We start from the raw sequence: 18371 nt of genomic DNA on the forward strand, positions 1-18371 counted from the left end.
ATTCTCAAAATGATACAACTTATCCCGGCTAACTGGTCGATACCGGATATTTATGTCATGCACGAGCAATTGATTTAAGAAATAACTTTAGGTCTAAGGTAATGCGGATAAAGAAACATACAATGACTGAATTGGTTGTTGCATTAAAAGGAGAAAATACTATGTCTGGTGGGGATAATCTGGCGGATTGGGGTTTTGATGCCGATAACGGTGAAAAACATCCACATAATTTACTCGGGCAAAGACTATGAAGAAACACCGGTTATTGATTAGTCTTGCTATTGCCCTGCTTATAGAGGGGTGTGCTTATATTACAGGCGCACCCGATGCAGGTGAGCGCGAACGTCTGGCTGCCAAGATGGTAAAACTAAGTTCAGTGGTAGACAGATATTTCGCCGAACTGCCCGAGGAACCCGTCGATAGCGGCGATGTTCTTTTGGAAAATGCAATTCGTCATGATCGCAGCCTGTTGGGTCCCGAATTTGAGCCTTATTTGCTGAAAGCGCGTTATCAAAAAGCGTACGCGGTATTGTTGTTGTGCAGTAAAGACGGTAGCAGAGCGATTATGGAAGATGCCGGTTGCTCAGCTCGATTGGATCGCCAAGTAAACGATGATGCACCTTGTGCATTTACTTTGGCCGTTAAGGGCAGTTGCCAGGTGGTGGGAGCGGATCCCCAATAGGACAATTTAAAAAATTGTTGGAAAACTTATTCATCTAGGCATCTTTTAACTAAATTGCGCATTGACGAGGGGTTACAATTCTCAAGTGGCACGAAGCAGCAGTTATTACCAATCTAGGGTTGTGAATGAAATTGCTATTTCCCAACAATTTCCGCATTCTTGGATTGTCACCATTTCCGGATCGTCCGGGTTAACCGTAAAACCATGTTGACATTGCGATACCCGGACTACTGGGCCTTCGCAGCGAAGTTTCACAATCCTGTTGCCTTTTTTCATGTAAATGAAGCAGCGCAATTGTGTATTTAGCTCAATAGGTTCTTGCGTGGTGAATTTAAGCCCGGTAGTGCTAAGGTTTAATGCAACACCAATCCCGGTAATTGCTTGAATGCCGATGGTCTCTTCAACCAGTGAGCCGCCACTGTATTTTACAGTGACCGTTTTCATTGCATGAATATCGAACTCCACATCCGCAGTGGTTGGGAACCTGCTTGCTCTTCTATTGTTATTATTCATAATTCACCTGATACTTTTACTTTGCTTCCGTACGTTTCCAGATGTATCGCGTAAGGTTACATTCGTTAGTATTTCTTTAAGTCATGAGTTAACTGCTAAAAGTAAATGTAAAGCTTAGTACATAAATTGTCGACTGTTACTGTATTCATCCTTATGCTGCCAGGTAATGAAAAGAAAGCGCCAAGTGAAATAACTTACGGACTCTTGGAGCCGGCTGGACAAGTAGCAAATGTTGACAGAAGCATGGCATTGATTTTTCGGATTGAATACGAACTTTGGCGGAATGTTTGACTATTGATTTTCGGATTTTAAGGTAAGTTCTAAATGCCAAAGTTTTTCTTTTCATTAAAACGAAACAATTATTACAGGCAATAAAAAACCCGCTAAGCCTTTCGGCTTGCGGGTTTTGCAGTTCTTTGCACGGCTCTGAACCAATATTTGGTACCGAGGGCCGGAATCGAACCGGCACGATGTCACCATCACCGGATTTTGAATCCGGCGCGTCTACCAGTTCCGCCACCCCGGCAAAGAAATGATAGTATAATTAATGTTTATTAAAAATGCTAGTTTTTTTTAAGCGATTAGCAATTTTAATTTGAGGTTTTGCTTGGATGCTAAGTATGACGATGCTGGCTTGAATAATTTTAATTAGAAAAACCTGCCAAACGAGCCAGACAATTATTTGTTGGTGATGAATTTCATGATTATGATGAAGACGGGGCTATTGGGTAGATAAATAGACTATCGGATTGATTTAAAAGTTGAGTTTTGGCATTGATGACCTCATATTTTTAGTAACTGAATTATTAACAATAAGGCCATTCCATGAGTACATTGCACATCGTCTGCCCCCACTGTCATGCTGTAAATCGTATTGCTTCCGAACGATTAAGCCAGCATCCTCGTTGCGGTCAATGCAAAGAGGCTTTATTTATTGCACATCCTTTGGAATTAACCGGTAGAGATTTTCATCAGCACATTACACGAAATGAAATTCCCGTTGTTGTTGATTTCTGGGCGCCCTGGTGTGGACCATGCAAGATGATGGCGCCCGCTTATGCCCAAGCGGCTGCATCACTTGAGCCTCATGTACGCTTGGCCAAACTCAATACCGAGCAGGAGCAGGGCGTTGCCGCTCAATTTAATATTCGCAGTATTCCTACGCTGATAATATTTAAATCGGGTCGTGAGATAGCACGTGTATCCGGGGCAATGAGCCCGGCGGATATTATCCGCTGGGTCAAAAGCAATGTTTGAGCACGATTAGCTTTGCTGACTTTTAGCTCCTTTAAGAATTCGGCAACCCAACGTTAGCAGGGCAGAGCATCCTGCTACTTGCTGCGTCAATTGGCCAAGTCTGGATAAATTTCGTCATGAGTAAACCTGACGCGTTCTTCAGCAGAGCGCCCCAATGCTTTAGCGAACCATGGCGGTGGCGCATCGAATACTTTTTGAAATTCTTTTAATTGATCTACCGCTTCAGTCACATCGGGAATCTTGATTGGGTAAATATCGGCGCGTATCACTTTAGCCGCGGCCGGACCGCCAATCGATTGCACGAACATCACATGGCAATCCTTGATCAAATTGGCGCGAAACAAGTTCCTGTCATCGCTGCTGTCGGCTTCGATAGTCGAGCGTATATCGACCAGCCGGTAATCGTCGCGCGATAATTGATAAACCAAAAACCGTATGCAGGAACCGAAATGGCCGTTTATCAGCGCGCCGCTGTTTGAGCCTATCGCGACACGGATAGAATCGGGCATATCGCCGTCTTTATAAGGCATGATTTCCGGTAGGTCTTCGTCTTCCGCCTCATCGCCCCATAGGTAGCGCACGGCCAGTTTGATGTTGGCAAGGCCGATGCCTATATCCTCGCCGTCTTCTTCGCCGTCCAAACTGCCTAAACCGGTTTTAAGATTGGTAACGGTGATGGACTTTAATTTCTCATCGTCTAAGGGCGAACCTACCCGCTCGTGTAGTATCTCCAGCAGCCTGGGTACGTCAATACCAGGCAAAATACGTGAAGCTAAGGCAATGCGTAAGGCGAGTTCTCGGGGCAATGCTTCCATTTTAATCTCCTGATTTAACAAGCTTGGATAATAATTTGAGTATTTTTAAGGTGGAGGCTAAGTCCAACGCAGTGAAATCGTCGTGCGTTTTAAGTTCCGGATCGGCACCGGCTGCCAGTAGTTGTTCGACAACTTTTTCCCTGCCGCTGGAAGCCGCAAAAATCAAAGCCGTAGCGCCGGAGGCGGAGTTTTGATAATTAATGTCGATGCCGGCACGGATCAGCGCTTCGATACAGTCGCAACTATCGGCATAACAAGCAGCCCATAATGCGTTATTGCCGTATTGATCCATTACATCCAGCGTAGCGTTTTGTTCGATCAAAAAACGGACGACATCAATGCGACCTTGTTGACTGGCTAAAATTAGCGGGTAAATGCCGTCGTTGTTCTTTAAAACCGGTTGGGCGACAGAAAAATAATTGTTTTGTAACCAGTTTCGTATTTCAGCATTCATCATGCCGGCTGATGTTTTTCTTTCCAGACGGAATAACCGCCTTCCAGGCTGTAAACATCTTTAAAGCCGAAATCGCTAAAAAATTCGGCCAAATGTTCGCTGGCATGACCGTAATAACAATAAATCAACAGGCTGCGTTGCTTATCGCCGCGTTTAACCAATGAATCTTTTAAGCCTTCATGAACGTGCAGCGCATCTTCCAAATGTCCGGCTTTGTAATCTTTCATATCCCTACAGTCCAGGATCATAGGTTTGGACTCTTTAATCAGTTGTTCGGAGTCGGCAACGGAAATGGTTTTGTATTTTTTCATGGTCGTGTTAAATGACTTTAAAAAGTCATTTCCTCAACAGGCTAAAGATTGTAAGAAAACCAACAAAGAAACAGGTTTTGTTGCTGTTAAATGTAACGAGTAGCTCTATTTCTTAACGTTAACAGGCGTATAGAAGCTATATGAACTCATCAAGCAAGTTATTTGCCATAATCTTAAATGTCCCGTGTTTTCTGGTGTTGAGGGGGAATTTCAGGCAAAAAAAAGCGCCCTAGTCGAGAATATAGGACGCTGAAGGTACAACGCTCAGGAAAGGCTCTGCAAACGAATTTCAATCATATAAATAGATATGCAGTAATAATGCCAATGTTTGTTTGTTTCGTATTTTAAGGTGTTGCGGCTGTTTATCCGGGTTAACAAATATAATGTCTGCACCAAACGCAATGATTTGTGTTGTTTAGCTGCCCTAATTTAGGGCATCTGCTATGGATTGCTCCAGGTCCATGCCGCGAAAGATTGAGCAACGTTTAAAGACATCCAGCGTCGGAGTTACTTTTTTATGTTGGCAAAATTTTGCGACCAGTTTGGAAAGCCCCTTGATGTCGCGGCCTGTCGCTTCCGGAAAGCTGGACACTAATTGATTAATTAACTGCTCATCAACGTCCAGGTCGAATTGTTCGATCATGACCTGCCAGATGCGGCGGCGAGCGTCGGCGTCGGGCGGATAATATTTAATCAGCGCAATGCAACGGGAAACAATCGCTTCATCAATGTCATCGACGCGGTTGGTAGTCAAGAACAGCAGGCCGTTAAAATATTCCAGCACGCGTAGAAATACCCCGACCACCGCATTCATTGCGATATTATTGTCGCGCCGCTTGATGTAAACATCCGCTTCGTCGATCAACATTACCGCGCCCCAGCGTTGCGCACGGGTTAAAACGTCTTTTAAGGCTTTTTCCATTTCGCCGACGTTGAGGCCCAATTGCCCGGAGTGCACCCGGTATAACGGACGCTTGATAATTTCTGAATAGACTTCGGCCGTCAGCGTTTTGCCGACCCCGGCTGGCCCTGCGCACAGCACAGTCGTGCCTCCCGACTTGCCTTCAATAATATCGTCCATCAATACGTCCATTTCGGCGGTAAGAATGTCGATCAGGTCGATCTGTTCGTCGCGGAGAATCAGCTTCTGTTTTAATTCCGGTTGATATTGATAAGGTTTGATGTCGTTCACATGCACCCACAAATGATGGTGCAGCTCCAGGTGAAACATCAGCAGGTAGCAATGCACCGGCAGTTCGGTAAATAAGCCGTGGGGAATCTCTGTTTGCGAGGCCTCGACTTCATTTTCGACCTTACAGTCGTAGCGGTTGCTTTTGGCGGCTTTGCGTAAATATTTAGCCAGGATGTCGCCTTTGGCATCCATTGTTAACACGCGCTCGCTAAGGATGCTTTCGTCGTTGACCAAGCGGGCGGAGCCGCCTTCCGTAGATAGAACCACGACATCTTTGCGTGCCCAATCGGTACTGCGGTGCGAGGCGGTCGGATCTTCCGCATAAAATCCGGTGCCTTTACCGAGAAATTGTGTACCGGACTGTCCGCACCATTCGAAATAACGTTCGGCGGCATCGTCATAGGCGGCGATAAGTTCGGCCGTTTCTTTCAGAAAGCCTTTTGCAACGAAGATTTCGGTAATGGTTTTGTCGGCAATGTCACGGGCGCGGATAGTAATCGTTGAGATCGCCACTTTGCCTTTGGCGTTAGCTTTCAGCTCAAGCGTAACGCGTCCGGTTTCTTCCTCGCCCGAAGGCGTAAAGTCGAGCCGGGTGACCACGTAAGCCATCGCTTTGCCGGCAACATTAGTCTGGAATAACCAACCGCGTATCGCGCCGTTAATCAGGTAACGCGCAATGGCCGGCAGCAGCATTTCCAGGTCATGTTCTTCAAATTTGACTGTATCGTCGTTCATTGCTTTTTGCAGCGTTGACAGCAACGCGACATGGCCCTGCATTTCAGTGCCGGCTTTTTTATAAAGGTCCTTTAGAAAATCGAGTTCGGTATTGGAAAGCTGTTTGAACGACACTTCGGCTTTATTGCCGAAGCGCAGTTGATCGTTCAATGCCGATAGTCCTGGAAACTCACTCACCATCGCTTCTACATACTTGCGCTCAATTTGAAGTTTCATAGATTCTCTATATTAAGGCATTGAAATGATAAAACGGGAAACTAAGCAACGCTGACGGATATGCCCCTCCGTCAGCGTTGTTAGCCATAACAAGTGCAGAAAGTTATGTTTAAATCAAAAGCGTTTAAATTGCGCCTACCGCCGCTTCTTTAACCACCACAAAAGTGTTTTCTTCGGCTTCGGCAAATGAAACCAGCGGTGATTTCGGCTTATAGGATTTAGCAGCGTCATAAGCGACAGCCACTTTGTCTTCGGCGGATTGGCCTTTTAGATCGCTTTTTTCAATATAGAGCTCTTCAAGCAATTCATTCCACACCAAGCCTTCCTTGAAAGGCAGTAATTTATAGCTAATGCCTTCCAGTTCAACCTGCAACGCTTTACCGATGTTTTCTACGTAAATTAAAGCAACACAGTCAGGTGCAATATCGGCTTTGTATTTTTCGACAAAAACCGGTAATAAATCGAGCGTGGGTAATAGGCCGTTAACAAACTTGATCTTGTCGTTTTCAATAATCAACGCCGAATGAATCAGTAGCGCTTCGGGCGGTTTGCGATCGCTTGTTGAGCCTTCGCGCAACGCGCCTTCTTTTAAAACCAAGTCGCCGCGATAAGCATAAACGCCCGCGGTGCCGGTTTGACCGTTGACCAACGTGACAGTTAATAATCCTTTATTTTGATAGGTTTCTAATAGCATTGTGTTTTCTCCAGATGGGGGGTTAACTATTAACCTTAATAAAGCAGGGTTTATGCCATGTTTGGATGTTGGATTGTTTTACTTTTAAAACAAATGGATGGGGCTAATTGAAGGGAGTGGGATGCCGTGCTTAATGATGTTTAACTCAACAACGCCGATTTACTTTGTAAGAAATTGTCGGAAAGCAGACAAATTAAAATGACGTTGGAGAGGGCAGGGATTGTGTGAAATTGATGCTACAGCATTTTTTAATGCGACGGCTGAAGGATGAGAACGATGCGAAAAGTGTCGACAGCTTGCTGCCATTAAGTTAAGACTTGTTCCGTTCGCGCTGATCCTTCGGCTACCGCTCAGGACTAAAGGCCTTGTCGAATGAGGGGAGTGGAACAAGCCGTTAAGCTAAGCCAAATTAGGGTGCTGTTGGCGCCTAACATTGTTTATGGTTGTGTCTGACACACTTCACAGACAACAGGGATGTTGAGGTTTTCACCGGTGCTGTCATTCACTGACGCATTATCGGCATTCAATTTAAATGTGCCGGTAAGGCCACTGGCATTTGAGTTTGTAGAGGCGACACTATAGGAATAAGTTCCGGCTTTTAAACCATAGACTGATAAAGGGATAGTTTTAGCAAATCCCGAAACCGATACAGCACATGCCACAAGCACATCGCCAGTTGGATAAACTTCATTTAGAACCACCTCAAAATGATTACCGTCAAAGCGCTGATGGACGACTGGGCTCAAACTTCCGCAATCATTAAAGCGGCCAAAAAGTTTTAAAAAAACTTGAGTTGGAAAAGAACTCGTGGTGATCACTTCAACTTTGTATATTGGAGCAAAAGTCAATCTATTTCCCGTATTTACCATAGACGTTTCTTTCAAGCTTAATAACTGCCAAGTACCTTCAGCAGTCGGCTTTAATTGCACATCCTGATATTTACCCACTTGCTCGGCAGTATCTATGCTCGGAATCGTCAATAGTCCTTCTTTATAGGTTGGATTATCGTCGGCAAAAGCTGTAACGGCGGGTAAAAACGCGACGATCAATTGTGCAATGGGCATTAAACGCATGTGATTTTCCAAAAATATTAATTATGAAATTGTAGACATTGACTCTATTGCCTTTTTCGATGTTTAGAGTCGGTATGTTTTTACGGAATCTTTGTTGCGAGATGAACCGAGAGGTATACAAGATAAAGGAGCAAGTCTAGCTATTAAAGTTAGCTGCGTCAATTTTGGAAGCTGGAGTGTAGCAATGCGGGAGAGAGACTAAGAGGGATTTACTTTTGATTTTTTGATGAACTGCTTTTTCAAGATGGACCGATTAGGACGAGCATGCATCCCACAGCCGCTTATAACTGCTGTCCATCCGCGAAAGTTTGGCCGTGACTTGATTGAGCAGGTTAAATTCCGGAAAGCGTCCTTTATTGCCGGAGCCGTACCATTGCTCCATCGCCAGATTCAATTGTTGCCTGTCCGCATAATCCTGGGCTATCTGGTCCTTCAACCAGGTCATACTATTTTCAGGCGTTAAATCGACAATCCGGTAGCGCACTGCATCGTCAAAAATGCGCACGCCGCCTCCTTCCGCGACAGTTCGATATAGCTTGGCCGGATCGACCACTTCAATGCCGGCCAGATAATTAATGCCGAATTCGTGCAATTCCGGCAGCCACGGCACGGTCGGTCCCATTAATACGGTGGTCGCGTGTTGTGCAAGTTCGGCCAGACGCGGGAAAGTTTTATTGGTAATCGAGCTGGCCGTTAAAAACACCCAGTCGGCGTCCGGCAATAAAAATTCGCAGGCCGGATCGGGATAATCGCCCGGTGAAGGCTGGCGCTCGATAATGCTGAGACTGAATTGCTCGGCGTAGGCCTCAATGCCCGGATAACGGCCGATCACGACGACTTTTTTACCTTGCAGCCGGGGCAGGAAATGATCGAAAACGGCCAGATTGGCGCGGTTCGCAGCCGGTAATAAAGTGATGCCGGCCGGCAGCTCATAACGGTTCAGGCTGCAGTTTATCGCGGCCATCGCCACCGTCGCCTTATACGGCTCCCAATCGGTAATCCATCCGGCCAGTTCCGCCAACGGTTTACCGGCCAGCGTACCCGGCCACGGCAAGGTACGGGTCGGCATGCCGGGACTCATCGCCAAACCGATATGCTGTGTTTTGCATAGCGTCCAGACCAGGCCGATGTTTAATTCGGTGACTTCGGTATCGCTACCGGCATAATCCAACAATAGCTCGTAAAGGCGTGCAGGATTTTCCATAGCGGGCTATGCGGGCATTTCCAGCAACTTGGCTTCGGACTTAATCTGTTCGGCTTTACCCCAGGCGGTAACGCCTTCAACAAAGCGGCGGGTTTTGGTTGGATGCGGTCTGACGACATCGTATTCCGCGTAAAAAGTGCCGTCGCTATTAAACTGAAGCCGGCCTATACGTTGTCTTTTAGCACCGTCATACCAATAGCAGGTTAAGTGATCCGTTCCCGCATAAGGGTCTTTAACCAATACAAAATCGGCATCGTCGTAACTGGGATAACGTTGGATATCCGCGTTGGTAAAGCCCAGTTCATGGATCTCTTCAACCAGCCGTTGACAGATAGATTCGGCCAGCGGACGGTTTAGTGCAATGTGTTCTGATAGCTCCATTACTCGCTTACTCCTGCCGCTAAATCCATAATGACCGACGCACCGGAAAGATCTTCGGGGTCCAGTTGCCGCAAATGCGTTAATACCAACTGCGCATCGACCGAAAAACCAAGTCTTAGCTTGATGAATGCCAAAGCTTTCAATGTATATAAATAGAACAGGGTAATTTCATTGGCGTACAAATCCCATTTTTGCCGGTTTTTTGCCAATCGGCGGTAGTCGTTGGGAAAACCGCCTTGTCTGGCCGCTTCTTCCAGGCCTGCTATGGCAGTCCGCTCGGCATCAACAAGACGCTTCTGGAAGAAGTAAAATTTATACAGCGCAAAATAGGTTTGCAAACAGCGGCTATCCAGCTCTTGCGCTTGTAAAAACAAGGATTCCGCGCGGCTTTGGTCAACCGAGCTTGCAGCCACAGCCGCTTGCAGAAGATGATTAACTTCGGCGGGAATATTCGGGCTAAACATCACCCGTTCATCTACAAATGCAACTGCAGCCATTACCAGACCTCGGCAGGAACCATCAGGTTGGCAACCGGTTCGCCACCGAGCAGATGCTGTTCGATGATGGTCTTGACATCGTCTTTTTTCAGCTTGCCGTACATTACCGAGTCAGGATAAACCAGTACGCTAGGGCCCATCATGCAAGGTCCCATGCAGCCGGTGTTGGTCAGGGCGATTTTTTCGAACAGGTTACGGGCTTGTATTTCATTCATGAATTCGTTCATGATTTCGGCGCAACCGCTGCTGGTGCAGGAACCGCGAGGATGGCCTTGCGGACGGTTTTGGGTGCATACGAATACGTGTTTTTCGGGTCTAGGCATGATCGTGGTCCTTATTACAAATTGAGCGGTGAAATTGTTAAGTTAATAGAACACGGATGAGACGGATTGGACGGATCAACACGGATAAAATGCGGAAAAAGCGGCATTGCTGGACGGGGTCTTGTAACTCCGTCCGAAACGTTCGGCATCAGTTAAGTCCAAACATCGAAAAAACGTTAGGAACGGCAACCCACCCGTCCAGCCTGACCGACTTTTAAAAATCCGTGTAAATCCGTCTAATCCGTGCCATCCGTGTTCTATTTTTTAAAATTTAAGCCGCTTGTTTATGTTCGTGAGTAAAACAGCTTTTCGGACAGACTTTGGAGCAGGCTTCGCAGCCGATACAATCGAGTTTGTTCTTGATGCTCATGACCATGCTGTTGTCATCGTCGTCTTCAAAATCGCCGTAATCGTCATCAAAATCATCGGCATCAAGCACGTCGGCTTTTTCGACCAAATCGAACACATCGCGCGGGCAGACTTTAAAGCAGCGTCCGCAACCGATGCAGGTTTTCTGATTGATGTCGGTGACGTAGGCGGGCGTCCATTCGCTGCCGCCAAAAGTAACGCCGGTTACAAATTCAGACATGGTTATTCTCCTGCTCAGGCCGCTTCGGATTGCGCGGCAATTAATTTTCGGTTGGCTTCGTCCCAGGCTTTACAGGCATCGTAAGTAGCCTGGGCAATGCCCATCAGTTCGCCGTAGGCTTCTGGCAGACGGTCTTCAATCAGATCGTGCAATTCCATCGCCTGTTCGCTGGCTAGGCGCTTGGTTTTTTTGACTTCTTTTTCCAGTTTTCTTAATTCTTCAGACATACGGCCTCCTTAGTCGGTTGCGGCGGCATTGTATTTTTCGATCAAACCGAGCGCTTTTTCGATGGTTTTATCGCTTTTCTCGCACAAGTCTTCCAGGCTGGAGAAGCCGAAACGATGGGTGTCGCGCAGGATTTTATCGACCACAATCAGCTTGCCGACCATGATTAATGCGCGGCCGAAACCTTCGTGGCTGAGATGAACCATCGGCGCCGCCATCAGTCCGGATTTTTTCTCGATCAGCGTCGCCAATGAGTTGTAGTAGGCTTTTAAGCGGGCAATGGTGATTTCATCGGGATCGCCGATGACCGGAATATTCTTTTTGCGTTCTTTGGTTAATACGACAGGGTCGATGATCTTTGCTTCCGACCAGCCTTCGTAAGTGTCGTAAGTATCAATCGCGCGTAATTGTTTGATCATGTCTTTGACGATGTCGGAATTCAGATTAACGTCGTCTTCTTGTACGACTAATGCAGCAGTGGCCATGTTTTTCTCCGTTAAGTAGTAAATGTATTCTCGTTCCCACGCCTTGCGAGGAAATGCGGTGCCGGACGCGCCCATTGGTTCCAAAGCAGGAGCTTATGAAACGGATGCGTAAAAGCATCATTCGTCCCAACCCTCGTCTTCCATCCGGTTAAAACGTTCAGGATCGGGAGTTTTATGTTGATTAATCGCTTTTGCCAGCCAACTGGACGGTCCCGCCTTCATTTCATTTTGCAAGTCTACGATCAGGTCCTTAATTCTGCCGCCTTCATGGATCTTGACCGGCTGAATGCCCTTGGTGATCAGCTGATTAATCGCCGAGCCGCCAACAGCCTGGCAATACACTGCCGCACAGCCGTTCAGCAATTCAATCTTGATCGACAATTTATCTTCATTGCCGTCCTGCTGGAGTTCGCCAAACTGGGCGGCTTCCAGCAATTGCGCATCGTCCATATTCACCGCATAAATCGCGAAAGATTTGGCCGAGCCGAAATGTTGGTTTACCGTTTCCATATCGGTAGTCGCAAACGCTATTTTTAATGCGGTTTCCATAAATTTCCTCTGATCAGTGCTTTGCACTATGTGCATGCGTCTTGTTAATGACATGACAGTGGGTAGTCGGTAAGTTCGCCGGCCGGTTTTTGTCCGTATATCGAACGGTAGACCGGGATTTCTTCATGCGAATAATTGATGACCAAATTGGCTAGGTCGAACAACGTTTGCCGTGAGCCGCGATAGCCGATCCAGGTTTTTTGATAGCCGCCGATGATGTCGTAGAGCGGAAACCCGGCTCTTAAAATCGGCGTGCCCAAGCGTTCGGCCGTATCGACCGCATGGGAGTTGCCTATCACCAGTTGTACGTTGTTGGCTTTGCCGATCAGTTCCATATCCTCAAGATCGCCGATTTTGATGCTGGCGACCGGAATCCGCGACAACAGCGGCACGTTGCAAGAGGTGACGGCGGCAACGACTTCCGCGCCCATCTCCTGAACCTGATCGACAAACGCATGCAGTAAATCCGCGTCGGCTGCAATCGCAATGCGCAATTGGCCGAGCATGAAATGCGTGTCCAGCATCGCGTCCTGTAGCTGCGCGCGCTGGCGTTCAATGCGCTCCGGCACGTCATGGCCGCTGATTTCGGCCAATGCGCTTATCAATGCATCGTTGGCTTTCAAGCCGTAAAGATGATCGAGCGCATAAGTCGGCACGCCGGTTTTTTCCTCCAGCAATTTTGCCGCGTTGGCTAGCGACGGGCCGATAACGACAGTCGCCAGCGCATCGCCGAGCGTCGCCATTTCCGAAATTAAAGTGCCGCCGATAGTTACCGGGCTGAAATCTTCAGCCGTCAAGCAGCCGTCCAGCGAATCGGAAAGGTCCGGCACGAAAACCGGCCTAAGTTGGAATTGCTCGAAAATATCCCGGAGCGCTTCGATGTCGCCGGGCGTCAGCATGTAATTGACCAGGACGTTTACTTGCTTCTTGCGTTTGCCCGGATATGTTCCGGCTTCCTTTGCATCCGGCACCAGCGCGCGAATGATTTCAGTTAGGGTTGCGGCAAAGCCGGTTTCGACGCTGCCGGTAAAATCAGGCGTATTGACCGCGACCACCGCAACATCGGCAAATTCGGGATTGGCTTCCCTGAATTCCCGGACATTTCGATGCACGTCCGCGCCTTGCGTTTCGGCCAAGCCGGTGGTCAAAATCGTAATCAGGGCAGGGCGTGACTTTTCGGCGATGGTCTTGATGCCTTCAACGACATTTTCATCGGCGCCCATCACCGAACTGCCTTGGTCCATTGCCGTGCTTTGCAGCGGAATCGGCTCGCGGAAATGACGCACGAAAAATACTTTGGCGAACGCGGTGCAGCCTTGCGAGCCGTGCAGCATCGGCATTGCGCGGTTAAAACCCAGTGTAGCCAAAGAGCCGCCTATCGGTTGGCTGGCTTTTAGCGGATTGACCGATAATGCTTTGTTTCTTTTCAGGATGTCAGCCATGTTACACCTTCCTGTTTTTCCACGGTGCGGGTGCTCTGACCGCCTCCCAAACCGGGCTTTCAATTGTTAACGCCAACTGGCGCACCAGTTCCAGCATGCCTTGATAACCTTCGTAGCCGAACTCGCGTTCCTGGTTAATATCCAAAAACGGAACCTTGGCTTTTAACGCTGTGTACATATTGCGGCCGCCGGCGATCAGGATGTCGGCCTTGTAATCATGGACGATTTTCAGCAACGCCCTGGGGCTGCCGTCGTCGATCATCACCGTATCTTCGCCCATCAGTTCGCGAATCCGGGCCTTGTCTTCTTCGGTGGATTTCTTCGTGCCGGTCGCAACGACGACCATGCCCAAATCCTGTAATGCGGAAATCACCGACCAGCTTTTGACGCCGCCGGTAAACAGCAACACCCGTTTGCCTTTCAGGCGCGCTTTCCACGGCTCCAGTTCTTTCCTGATCCGGGTTTCTTCGCGCAGGATCAGCGCTTCGGTGCGTTCTGTCAGGTCGGGATCGTTAAGCACTCTTGCGAAATCCCTTAACGATTGGCTGGTGTCGGTTATGCCGTAATAACTGCCTTCAAACCACGGCGTACCGTACTTTTGCTGTAATTTGCGGGCGACGTTAACCATCGCTTTCGAGCAAACCATCATATTGACTTCGGCTTTGTGCATGGTTTGCACCTCGCGGAAGCGGGCATCGCCGGACAAGGTGCACAATACCCGCAGTCCCAATTCGTCGAGAAGAGGCAGCACATGCCAGAACTCGCCGGCAATGTTGTATTCGCCTATCAGGTTGACGTCATGAATGATGATTTCCGCGCGTTGGACGGTTAACGGCAGCGGGTCGGGATCGCGGGTGCCGATCACATGGTTGACCATCGCGTCGCCGGCAATGCGGTTGCCCAAATTTTTAGTGCCGTAAAACCCGGCGCTATCAATCGGCACGACCGGTACGCCCCAGCGCTGCTCGGCGGATTTACAGACCGCGTTAATATCGTCGCCGACCAATGCAGGAACGCAGGTGTTATAGATAAACACGGCAGGCGGATGATAGGTATCGATGGCCTGTTTGATTGCATGGAACAAGCGTTTTTCCGAACGCCCCATCACAATGTCCTGCTCGGTCAAATCGGTGGTCATGCCGATGCGGTATAAATCCGCGCCGGAAGAACGCGTACCCCGGTTGTCCCAGGAACTGCCCGCGCAAGCGATAGGGCCGTGGACGATATGAGCGACGTCGGCAATCGGCAGCAGCGCGATTTGCGCGCCATCGAAAGCGCAGCCGCCCGCCGAAGCGCCGGGTTTAGGTTTGGCGCAACCGGACTTTTCCTTTTTATTATGCTCGCAGGCAGGTTCGTCGAGCAGCGCGGCAATGTCTTTAGTTGATTTCATCGGCTTGACCACAATAGCTTTGTTTGATTAAGCTAAAGCAATGGTTGTGCCATTTTGTATTATGTTGAAAATATTGGATTTTGTTGGGTTTTTCTTTGTAGCAAAGCTTACAAAGTGGGAGGCGGAATATGACAAGCAGGAACATTAGAGCAATATTGATGATGAAGAAAAAACCTATAGTTACAGCGAGCTACTAATTAATAAGAAATTAGTATTATGGTGTGGTTAGAGTGTTATACTAATTTTTCATTAATTAGTAATTAGGGTGATAGCCATGAAATTGCCGCTCTCTCCACCTCGTATTGAAACCCTTTTAAAAAAAGCTTTCGATGAAAAATTCGTTGAATATTTTGTCTCAAACTTTGGGCCAACCGATGCGGAAGGCCGTTATTTACATTGGGATAAATTACGACATTTAAAACCGCCCGAAGGCTGGACTTCAGAGTATTATTGGTTGGCACTAAAATTTGCCCGAAAAAGCCTCTATAAAAAACTTCCTTTTACTAGTAAATCCGGCGAGCCATTTCAGTTTTGTATGACTGACAGCATCAATAGAGATTTACATTGGATCGATAAAAATGCGGCCGGCCGTATCGGCATGGATAAGCCCGTCACCAATCCGCATACCCGCGACACTTATCTTGTTGGCTCACTGATTGAAGAGGCTATCAGTTCCAGCCAATTGGAAGGTGCGTCAACAACTCGAAATGTAGCGAAAGAAATGCTCAGGCAGGGTAGAAAGCCTAAAGATCACAGCGAACAGATGATCTTTAATAACTATCAGGCCATGCAATTCATCCGGGAATATAAAGAAGAAAAATTAACTCAGGCGATGATTTTGCAACTGCACCGTATTCTTACGGAAGCAACGCTGGATGATGCAGACAAAGCAGGGCGATACCGGGACGCGGGCGATGATATTCATGTGGTTGATGCCTCTGGAACAGTTTCGTTGCATACCCCGCCGGACGCATCGGAACTGGCGGAAAGAGCCGAACGTCTATGCCAATTTGCCAACGACTTGAATGGTAAAGATTTTATCCACCCGGTAATCAGGGCGATTATCCTGCACTTTATGATCGGTTACGATCATCCGTTTGTTGACGGCAACGGCCGTACGGCGCGGGCGCTATTTTATTGGTCGATGGCGAATCAGCAATATTGGCTGATGGAGTTTATTTCCATTTCCCGGATCATCAAACAAGCCCCGGCGCAATACGGTAGAGCCTACCTGTACACCGAAACCGACGACAACGACCTGACCTATTTCATTATCCATCAGTTGGAAGTGATCAAGAAAGCGATCAATGCGTTGCATGAACATCTTGCAAAAAAGGCGGAGCAACTGCATTCCATTGAAAAACGTTTGGACGGCTCGGTTTTGCAGGGGCAGTTAAATCATCGCCAGTTGGCTATCCTGCGCCATGCGCTGGATCATCCCAATGCCATTTACAATATAAAAGAGCATCAGGCGGCACATAAAATTACTTATCAAACGGCACGGACGGACTTATTGAAACTGTCCGACCAATTCAAGATTCTCACTAAACGTAAATACGGAAATTCGTTTGTTTTTGTTGCGCCGCCCGATTTAGGTCAAAAGCTGGCCGAGATTGAGCAAATTTCCCGAAAGGCCGAGAACGACTTGTTAAATACTTTGTTATAGGACAAGTTGACGAAGGACGCCCATCGTTTTCTTGAGCTACACCATATCCGCATACTGCTCAGCAACCAGATAAAACTCTGCCTCGTTATTTAAAAAAGCTTCGACGATATCCGGGTCGAAATGGCTGCCGCTGCCTTCCGCTATCATCTCTTTAGCCTGTTCGCGCGAGAACGGCGCTTTGTAAACGCGTCGGCAGGTGAGGGCGTCGTAAACATCGACCAGCGCTAAAATTCGCGCTACCAGCGGAATCGATTCGCCGTGCACATTGCAGGGATAGCCGCTGCCGTCCCATCTTTCATGATGACTATAGGCGACATCCATACCGCATTTAATAAAGCTTTGCGATGGATATTTCTCATAGACCGTGCGTAGCGTATCGCCGCCAATGCGGGCGTGGTTTTTCATGATCTCGAATTCATCCGGCGTCAAGCGGCCGGGTTTTTTCAGGATCGCGTCGGGAATGCCGACTTTGCCGATGTCATGTAGCGGCGAGGAACGCACCAAGTCTTTAGTAAATTCCGTCGTGATAATATCGCGGTATTTGTCGGTTTTGGCCAAGAACCCACAAATCAGTGCGCAATATTTTTTCAAGCGCAGCAAATGCGAGCCGGTCTCCGGGTCGCGATATTCGGATAACTTGGCCAGTGCGGTGATGATGGCGTCCTGGGCGTCGTCGAAGGCTTCGCGATGCCAGTGGCTTTGCAAGGCTGTGGCGGTAATATCGGCCATGGCGGTTAATGCTTCCAGCGTATCGCTTGCCAGCTGCGCGTTTTCACCGGCCAGGTTGAGCAGTCCCAACACACCCTGTTCATCCGACAATGGCATGGACATGAACGGTTGACCGCAAAATAGCGATTGATCAAAAGCATTCAGCGCCGATTCTTCGAAAGCGCCGCGCTGCCAGGTTTGCTTATCGGCAAGAATGTTCGCTATCACTCCGTCGGGGCAATTTTTCATATAAAAACCGGATAGTTTTTGGTCAACCGGATAATGACAAGTAAAGCGTCCATCCTGTTGGGGCCTGAGCCATAAAGTGATGTCGCGTAGGCCGGTTAATTCGATAACGGCGTTCACCAGCGCATCGGTAATGGCTTGCGAATTGCTCATTTGGTTCATATTCGCAGCATAGCGGTATTGTAATTCCAGGGCGCGGGTTTTTTGTGCGACCAACGTTTCCAAATGGCCGTTCAACAGGTTAAGTTGCCGGTTGGCCTGTTGCAGCTCGGCTTGCAGCAATTGTTCGGACATTCGCAGACGGTACTGTTCCAGGCCGTCGGTCAGCGTTTCCTGCAATATTTGTTTGGGGCAGGGTTTGTTTAGAAAGCGCGAAACATGGGCGTTGTGCAAGGCGTTGACGGCCACGTCCAGCTCGGCACGGCCTGTCAGCATCACTAATATGGTATGCGGATGGCGCTGATAGACGGCGTTCAGAAAGGTAATGCCGTCCATGCCCGGCATATTGTAATCCGACACGACCACGGCAAACGGTCCGTTATCGGCCAATACCGCCAGTGCCGCTTCGCCACCCTCGGCGACGGTAATGTCGAATTCCTTTCTTAGTTGGCGCTTGACTCCCTCCAGTAATAAGGTTTCATCGTCAACGAACAAGACTTTTTTGCTGATAGCGGCAGACAGCTTCCGCTCCAAGGCTTGGTAAGTGGATTGCATGATGTTATCG

Annotated in this window: 22 protein-coding genes and 1 tRNA gene; 4 read left to right on the plus strand and 19 right to left on the minus strand. The window is 48.2% G+C overall.

The window, feature by feature from the left end:
* Positions 1–122 precede the first annotated feature (122 nt).
* Positions 123–251 carry a hypothetical protein gene (locus EKO24_RS23450; protein WP_277752520.1) on the plus strand — a complete coding sequence of 43 codons (129 nt, stop codon included), beginning with the start codon at positions 123–125 and terminating at the stop codon, positions 249–251.
* Positions 248–682 carry a hypothetical protein gene (locus tag EKO24_RS21020; RefSeq protein WP_127028677.1) on the plus strand — a complete coding sequence of 145 codons (435 nt, stop codon included), beginning with the start codon at positions 248–250 and terminating at the stop codon, positions 680–682. The genes EKO24_RS23450 and EKO24_RS21020 overlap by 4 nt, the downstream gene beginning before the upstream one ends.
* A gap of 105 nt (positions 683–787) precedes the next feature.
* On the opposite strand, the gene EKO24_RS21025 is transcribed toward EKO24_RS21020, so the two are convergent.
* Positions 788–1195 (minus strand): PilZ domain-containing protein, encoded by a 408-nt coding sequence (locus tag EKO24_RS21025; protein ID WP_127028676.1) that lies wholly within the window; start codon positions 1193–1195, stop codon positions 788–790.
* Positions 1196–1634: 439 nt separating this feature from the next.
* A tRNA-Leu gene (locus EKO24_RS21030) sits at positions 1635–1721 on the minus strand.
* A 299-nt stretch (positions 1722–2020) separates the two neighbouring features.
* Between EKO24_RS21030 and trxC the strand changes: the two genes are divergently transcribed.
* Positions 2021–2452, plus strand: a complete 432-nt coding sequence (trxC, locus tag EKO24_RS21035; protein WP_127028675.1) for a thioredoxin TrxC — start codon at positions 2021–2023, stop codon at positions 2450–2452.
* A gap of 86 nt (positions 2453–2538) precedes the next feature.
* Here the strand turns inward: trxC and EKO24_RS21040 are convergent, their stop codons facing one another.
* From EKO24_RS21040 to nifE, 16 genes are all read right to left on the minus strand, one after another.
* Positions 2539–3267, minus strand: a complete 729-nt coding sequence (locus tag EKO24_RS21040) for a dinitrogenase iron-molybdenum cofactor biosynthesis protein (protein ID WP_127028674.1) — start codon at positions 3265–3267, stop codon at positions 2539–2541.
* Position 3268: 1 nt separating this feature from the next.
* Positions 3269–3724, minus strand: a complete 456-nt coding sequence (locus EKO24_RS21045; protein ID WP_241674748.1) for an ankyrin repeat domain-containing protein — start codon at positions 3722–3724, stop codon at positions 3269–3271.
* On the minus strand, positions 3721–4032 hold the full coding sequence (locus EKO24_RS21050; RefSeq protein ID WP_127028673.1) for a rhodanese-like domain-containing protein: 312 nt from the start codon (positions 4030–4032) through the stop codon (positions 3721–3723). Before EKO24_RS21050 ends, EKO24_RS21045 begins: the two co-directional genes overlap by 4 nt.
* Positions 4033–4456: 424 nt before the next feature.
* Positions 4457–6175 (minus strand): ATP-binding protein, encoded by a 1719-nt coding sequence (locus EKO24_RS21055; RefSeq protein ID WP_127028672.1) that lies wholly within the window; start codon positions 6173–6175, stop codon positions 4457–4459.
* Positions 6176–6299: 124 nt separating this feature from the next.
* Complete coding sequence (locus tag EKO24_RS21060; RefSeq protein ID WP_127028671.1) at positions 6300–6869, minus strand: hypothetical protein; 570 nt, start codon at positions 6867–6869, stop codon at positions 6300–6302.
* 437 nt (positions 6870–7306) lie between these two features.
* The gene (locus tag EKO24_RS21065; RefSeq protein WP_127028670.1) at positions 7307–7942 is read right to left on the minus strand and encodes a hypothetical protein; all 636 of its coding nucleotides are present in this window, start codon (positions 7940–7942) and stop codon (positions 7307–7309) included.
* Positions 7943–8195: 253 nt separating this feature from the next.
* A complete protein-coding gene (locus EKO24_RS21070; RefSeq protein ID WP_127028669.1) occupies positions 8196–9146 on the minus strand; it encodes a DUF364 domain-containing protein in 951 nt (316 codons plus the stop codon).
* 6 nt (positions 9147–9152) lie between these two features.
* Positions 9153–9527, minus strand: coding sequence for a hypothetical protein (locus EKO24_RS21075; RefSeq protein WP_127028668.1), 375 nt, complete (start codon positions 9525–9527; stop codon positions 9153–9155).
* Positions 9527–10024 carry a hypothetical protein gene (locus tag EKO24_RS21080; RefSeq protein ID WP_127028667.1) on the minus strand — a complete coding sequence of 166 codons (498 nt, stop codon included), beginning with the start codon at positions 10022–10024 and terminating at the stop codon, positions 9527–9529. The genes EKO24_RS21075 and EKO24_RS21080 overlap by 1 nt, the downstream gene beginning before the upstream one ends.
* Positions 10024–10347 (minus strand): (2Fe-2S) ferredoxin domain-containing protein, encoded by a 324-nt coding sequence (locus EKO24_RS21085; protein WP_127028666.1) that lies wholly within the window; start codon positions 10345–10347, stop codon positions 10024–10026. The genes EKO24_RS21080 and EKO24_RS21085 overlap by 1 nt, the downstream gene beginning before the upstream one ends.
* Positions 10348–10618: 271 nt before the next feature.
* Positions 10619–10936, minus strand: a complete 318-nt coding sequence (gene fdxB / locus EKO24_RS21090) for a ferredoxin III, nif-specific (RefSeq protein ID WP_127028665.1) — start codon at positions 10934–10936, stop codon at positions 10619–10621.
* A 14-nt stretch (positions 10937–10950) separates the two neighbouring features.
* Positions 10951–11163, minus strand: coding sequence for a CCE_0567 family metalloprotein (locus EKO24_RS21095; RefSeq protein ID WP_127028664.1), 213 nt, complete (start codon positions 11161–11163; stop codon positions 10951–10953).
* 9 nt (positions 11164–11172) lie between these two features.
* Positions 11173–11646: a NifX-associated nitrogen fixation protein gene (locus EKO24_RS21100; RefSeq protein ID WP_127028663.1), complete on the minus strand. Its 474-nt coding sequence runs from the start codon at positions 11644–11646 to the stop codon at positions 11173–11175.
* 117 nt (positions 11647–11763) lie between these two features.
* Positions 11764–12195, minus strand: a complete 432-nt coding sequence (gene nifX / locus EKO24_RS21105; protein WP_127028662.1) for a nitrogen fixation protein NifX — start codon at positions 12193–12195, stop codon at positions 11764–11766.
* A gap of 44 nt (positions 12196–12239) precedes the next feature.
* Positions 12240–13637 (minus strand): nitrogenase iron-molybdenum cofactor biosynthesis protein NifN, encoded by a 1398-nt coding sequence (gene nifN / locus EKO24_RS21110; RefSeq protein WP_143733274.1) that lies wholly within the window; start codon positions 13635–13637, stop codon positions 12240–12242.
* 1 nt (position 13638) lies between these two features.
* Positions 13639–15027 (minus strand): nitrogenase iron-molybdenum cofactor biosynthesis protein NifE, encoded by a 1389-nt coding sequence (nifE, locus tag EKO24_RS21115; RefSeq protein ID WP_127029538.1) that lies wholly within the window; start codon positions 15025–15027, stop codon positions 13639–13641.
* A 274-nt stretch (positions 15028–15301) separates the two neighbouring features.
* Between nifE and EKO24_RS21120 the strand changes: the two genes are divergently transcribed.
* Positions 15302–16693, plus strand: a complete 1392-nt coding sequence (locus tag EKO24_RS21120; protein ID WP_127029537.1) for a Fic family protein — start codon at positions 15302–15304, stop codon at positions 16691–16693.
* A 36-nt stretch (positions 16694–16729) separates the two neighbouring features.
* Here EKO24_RS21120 and EKO24_RS21125 read toward each other — a convergent pair whose 3' ends face one another.
* Positions 16730–18361, minus strand: coding sequence for an HD domain-containing phosphohydrolase (locus tag EKO24_RS21125; RefSeq protein ID WP_127029536.1), 1632 nt, complete (start codon positions 18359–18361; stop codon positions 16730–16732).
* Positions 18362–18371: the final 10 nt, after the last annotated feature.

It is taken from the genome of Candidatus Methylobacter oryzae, assembly GCF_003994235.2.
Lineage (GTDB): Bacteria > Pseudomonadota > Gammaproteobacteria > Methylococcales > Methylomonadaceae > Methylobacter_A > Methylobacter_A oryzae.

What these genes read in the sequence shown, in the direction of transcription:
- EKO24_RS23450 (WP_277752520.1), top strand. Translation starts at nt 123, where the DNA reads ATGACTGAATTGGTTGTTGCATTAAAAGGAGAAAATACTATGTCTGGT.
- EKO24_RS21020 (WP_127028677.1), top strand. Translation starts at nt 248, where the DNA reads ATGAAGAAACACCGGTTATTGATTAGTCTTGCTATTGCCCTGCTTATA.
- EKO24_RS21025 (WP_127028676.1), bottom strand. Translation starts at nt 1,195, where the DNA reads ATGAATAATAACAATAGAAGAGCAAGCAGGTTCCCAACCACTGCGGAT.
- trxC (WP_127028675.1), top strand. Translation starts at nt 2,021, where the DNA reads ATGAGTACATTGCACATCGTCTGCCCCCACTGTCATGCTGTAAATCGT.
- EKO24_RS21040 (WP_127028674.1), bottom strand. Translation starts at nt 3,267, where the DNA reads ATGGAAGCATTGCCCCGAGAACTCGCCTTACGCATTGCCTTAGCTTCA.
- EKO24_RS21045 (WP_241674748.1), bottom strand. Translation starts at nt 3,724, where the DNA reads ATGATGAATGCTGAAATACGAAACTGGTTACAAAACAATTATTTTTCT.
- EKO24_RS21050 (WP_127028673.1), bottom strand. Translation starts at nt 4,032, where the DNA reads ATGAAAAAATACAAAACCATTTCCGTTGCCGACTCCGAACAACTGATT.
- EKO24_RS21055 (WP_127028672.1), bottom strand. Translation starts at nt 6,175, where the DNA reads ATGAAACTTCAAATTGAGCGCAAGTATGTAGAAGCGATGGTGAGTGAG.
- EKO24_RS21060 (WP_127028671.1), bottom strand. Translation starts at nt 6,869, where the DNA reads ATGCTATTAGAAACCTATCAAAATAAAGGATTATTAACTGTCACGTTG.
- EKO24_RS21065 (WP_127028670.1), bottom strand. Translation starts at nt 7,942, where the DNA reads ATGCGTTTAATGCCCATTGCACAATTGATCGTCGCGTTTTTACCCGCC.
- EKO24_RS21070 (WP_127028669.1), bottom strand. Translation starts at nt 9,146, where the DNA reads ATGGAAAATCCTGCACGCCTTTACGAGCTATTGTTGGATTATGCCGGT.
- EKO24_RS21075 (WP_127028668.1), bottom strand. Translation starts at nt 9,527, where the DNA reads ATGGAGCTATCAGAACACATTGCACTAAACCGTCCGCTGGCCGAATCT.
- EKO24_RS21080 (WP_127028667.1), bottom strand. Translation starts at nt 10,024, where the DNA reads ATGGCTGCAGTTGCATTTGTAGATGAACGGGTGATGTTTAGCCCGAAT.
- EKO24_RS21085 (WP_127028666.1), bottom strand. Translation starts at nt 10,347, where the DNA reads ATGCCTAGACCCGAAAAACACGTATTCGTATGCACCCAAAACCGTCCG.
- fdxB (WP_127028665.1), bottom strand. Translation starts at nt 10,936, where the DNA reads ATGTCTGAATTTGTAACCGGCGTTACTTTTGGCGGCAGCGAATGGACG.
- EKO24_RS21095 (WP_127028664.1), bottom strand. Translation starts at nt 11,163, where the DNA reads ATGTCTGAAGAATTAAGAAAACTGGAAAAAGAAGTCAAAAAAACCAAG.
- EKO24_RS21100 (WP_127028663.1), bottom strand. Translation starts at nt 11,646, where the DNA reads ATGGCCACTGCTGCATTAGTCGTACAAGAAGACGACGTTAATCTGAAT.
- nifX (WP_127028662.1), bottom strand. Translation starts at nt 12,195, where the DNA reads ATGGAAACCGCATTAAAAATAGCGTTTGCGACTACCGATATGGAAACG.
- nifN (WP_143733274.1), bottom strand. Translation starts at nt 13,637, where the DNA reads ATGGCTGACATCCTGAAAAGAAACAAAGCATTATCGGTCAATCCGCTA.
- nifE (WP_127029538.1), bottom strand. Translation starts at nt 15,027, where the DNA reads ATGAAATCAACTAAAGACATTGCCGCGCTGCTCGACGAACCTGCCTGC.
- EKO24_RS21120 (WP_127029537.1), top strand. Translation starts at nt 15,302, where the DNA reads ATGAAATTGCCGCTCTCTCCACCTCGTATTGAAACCCTTTTAAAAAAA.
- EKO24_RS21125 (WP_127029536.1), bottom strand. Translation starts at nt 18,361, where the DNA reads ATGCAATCCACTTACCAAGCCTTGGAGCGGAAGCTGTCTGCCGCTATC.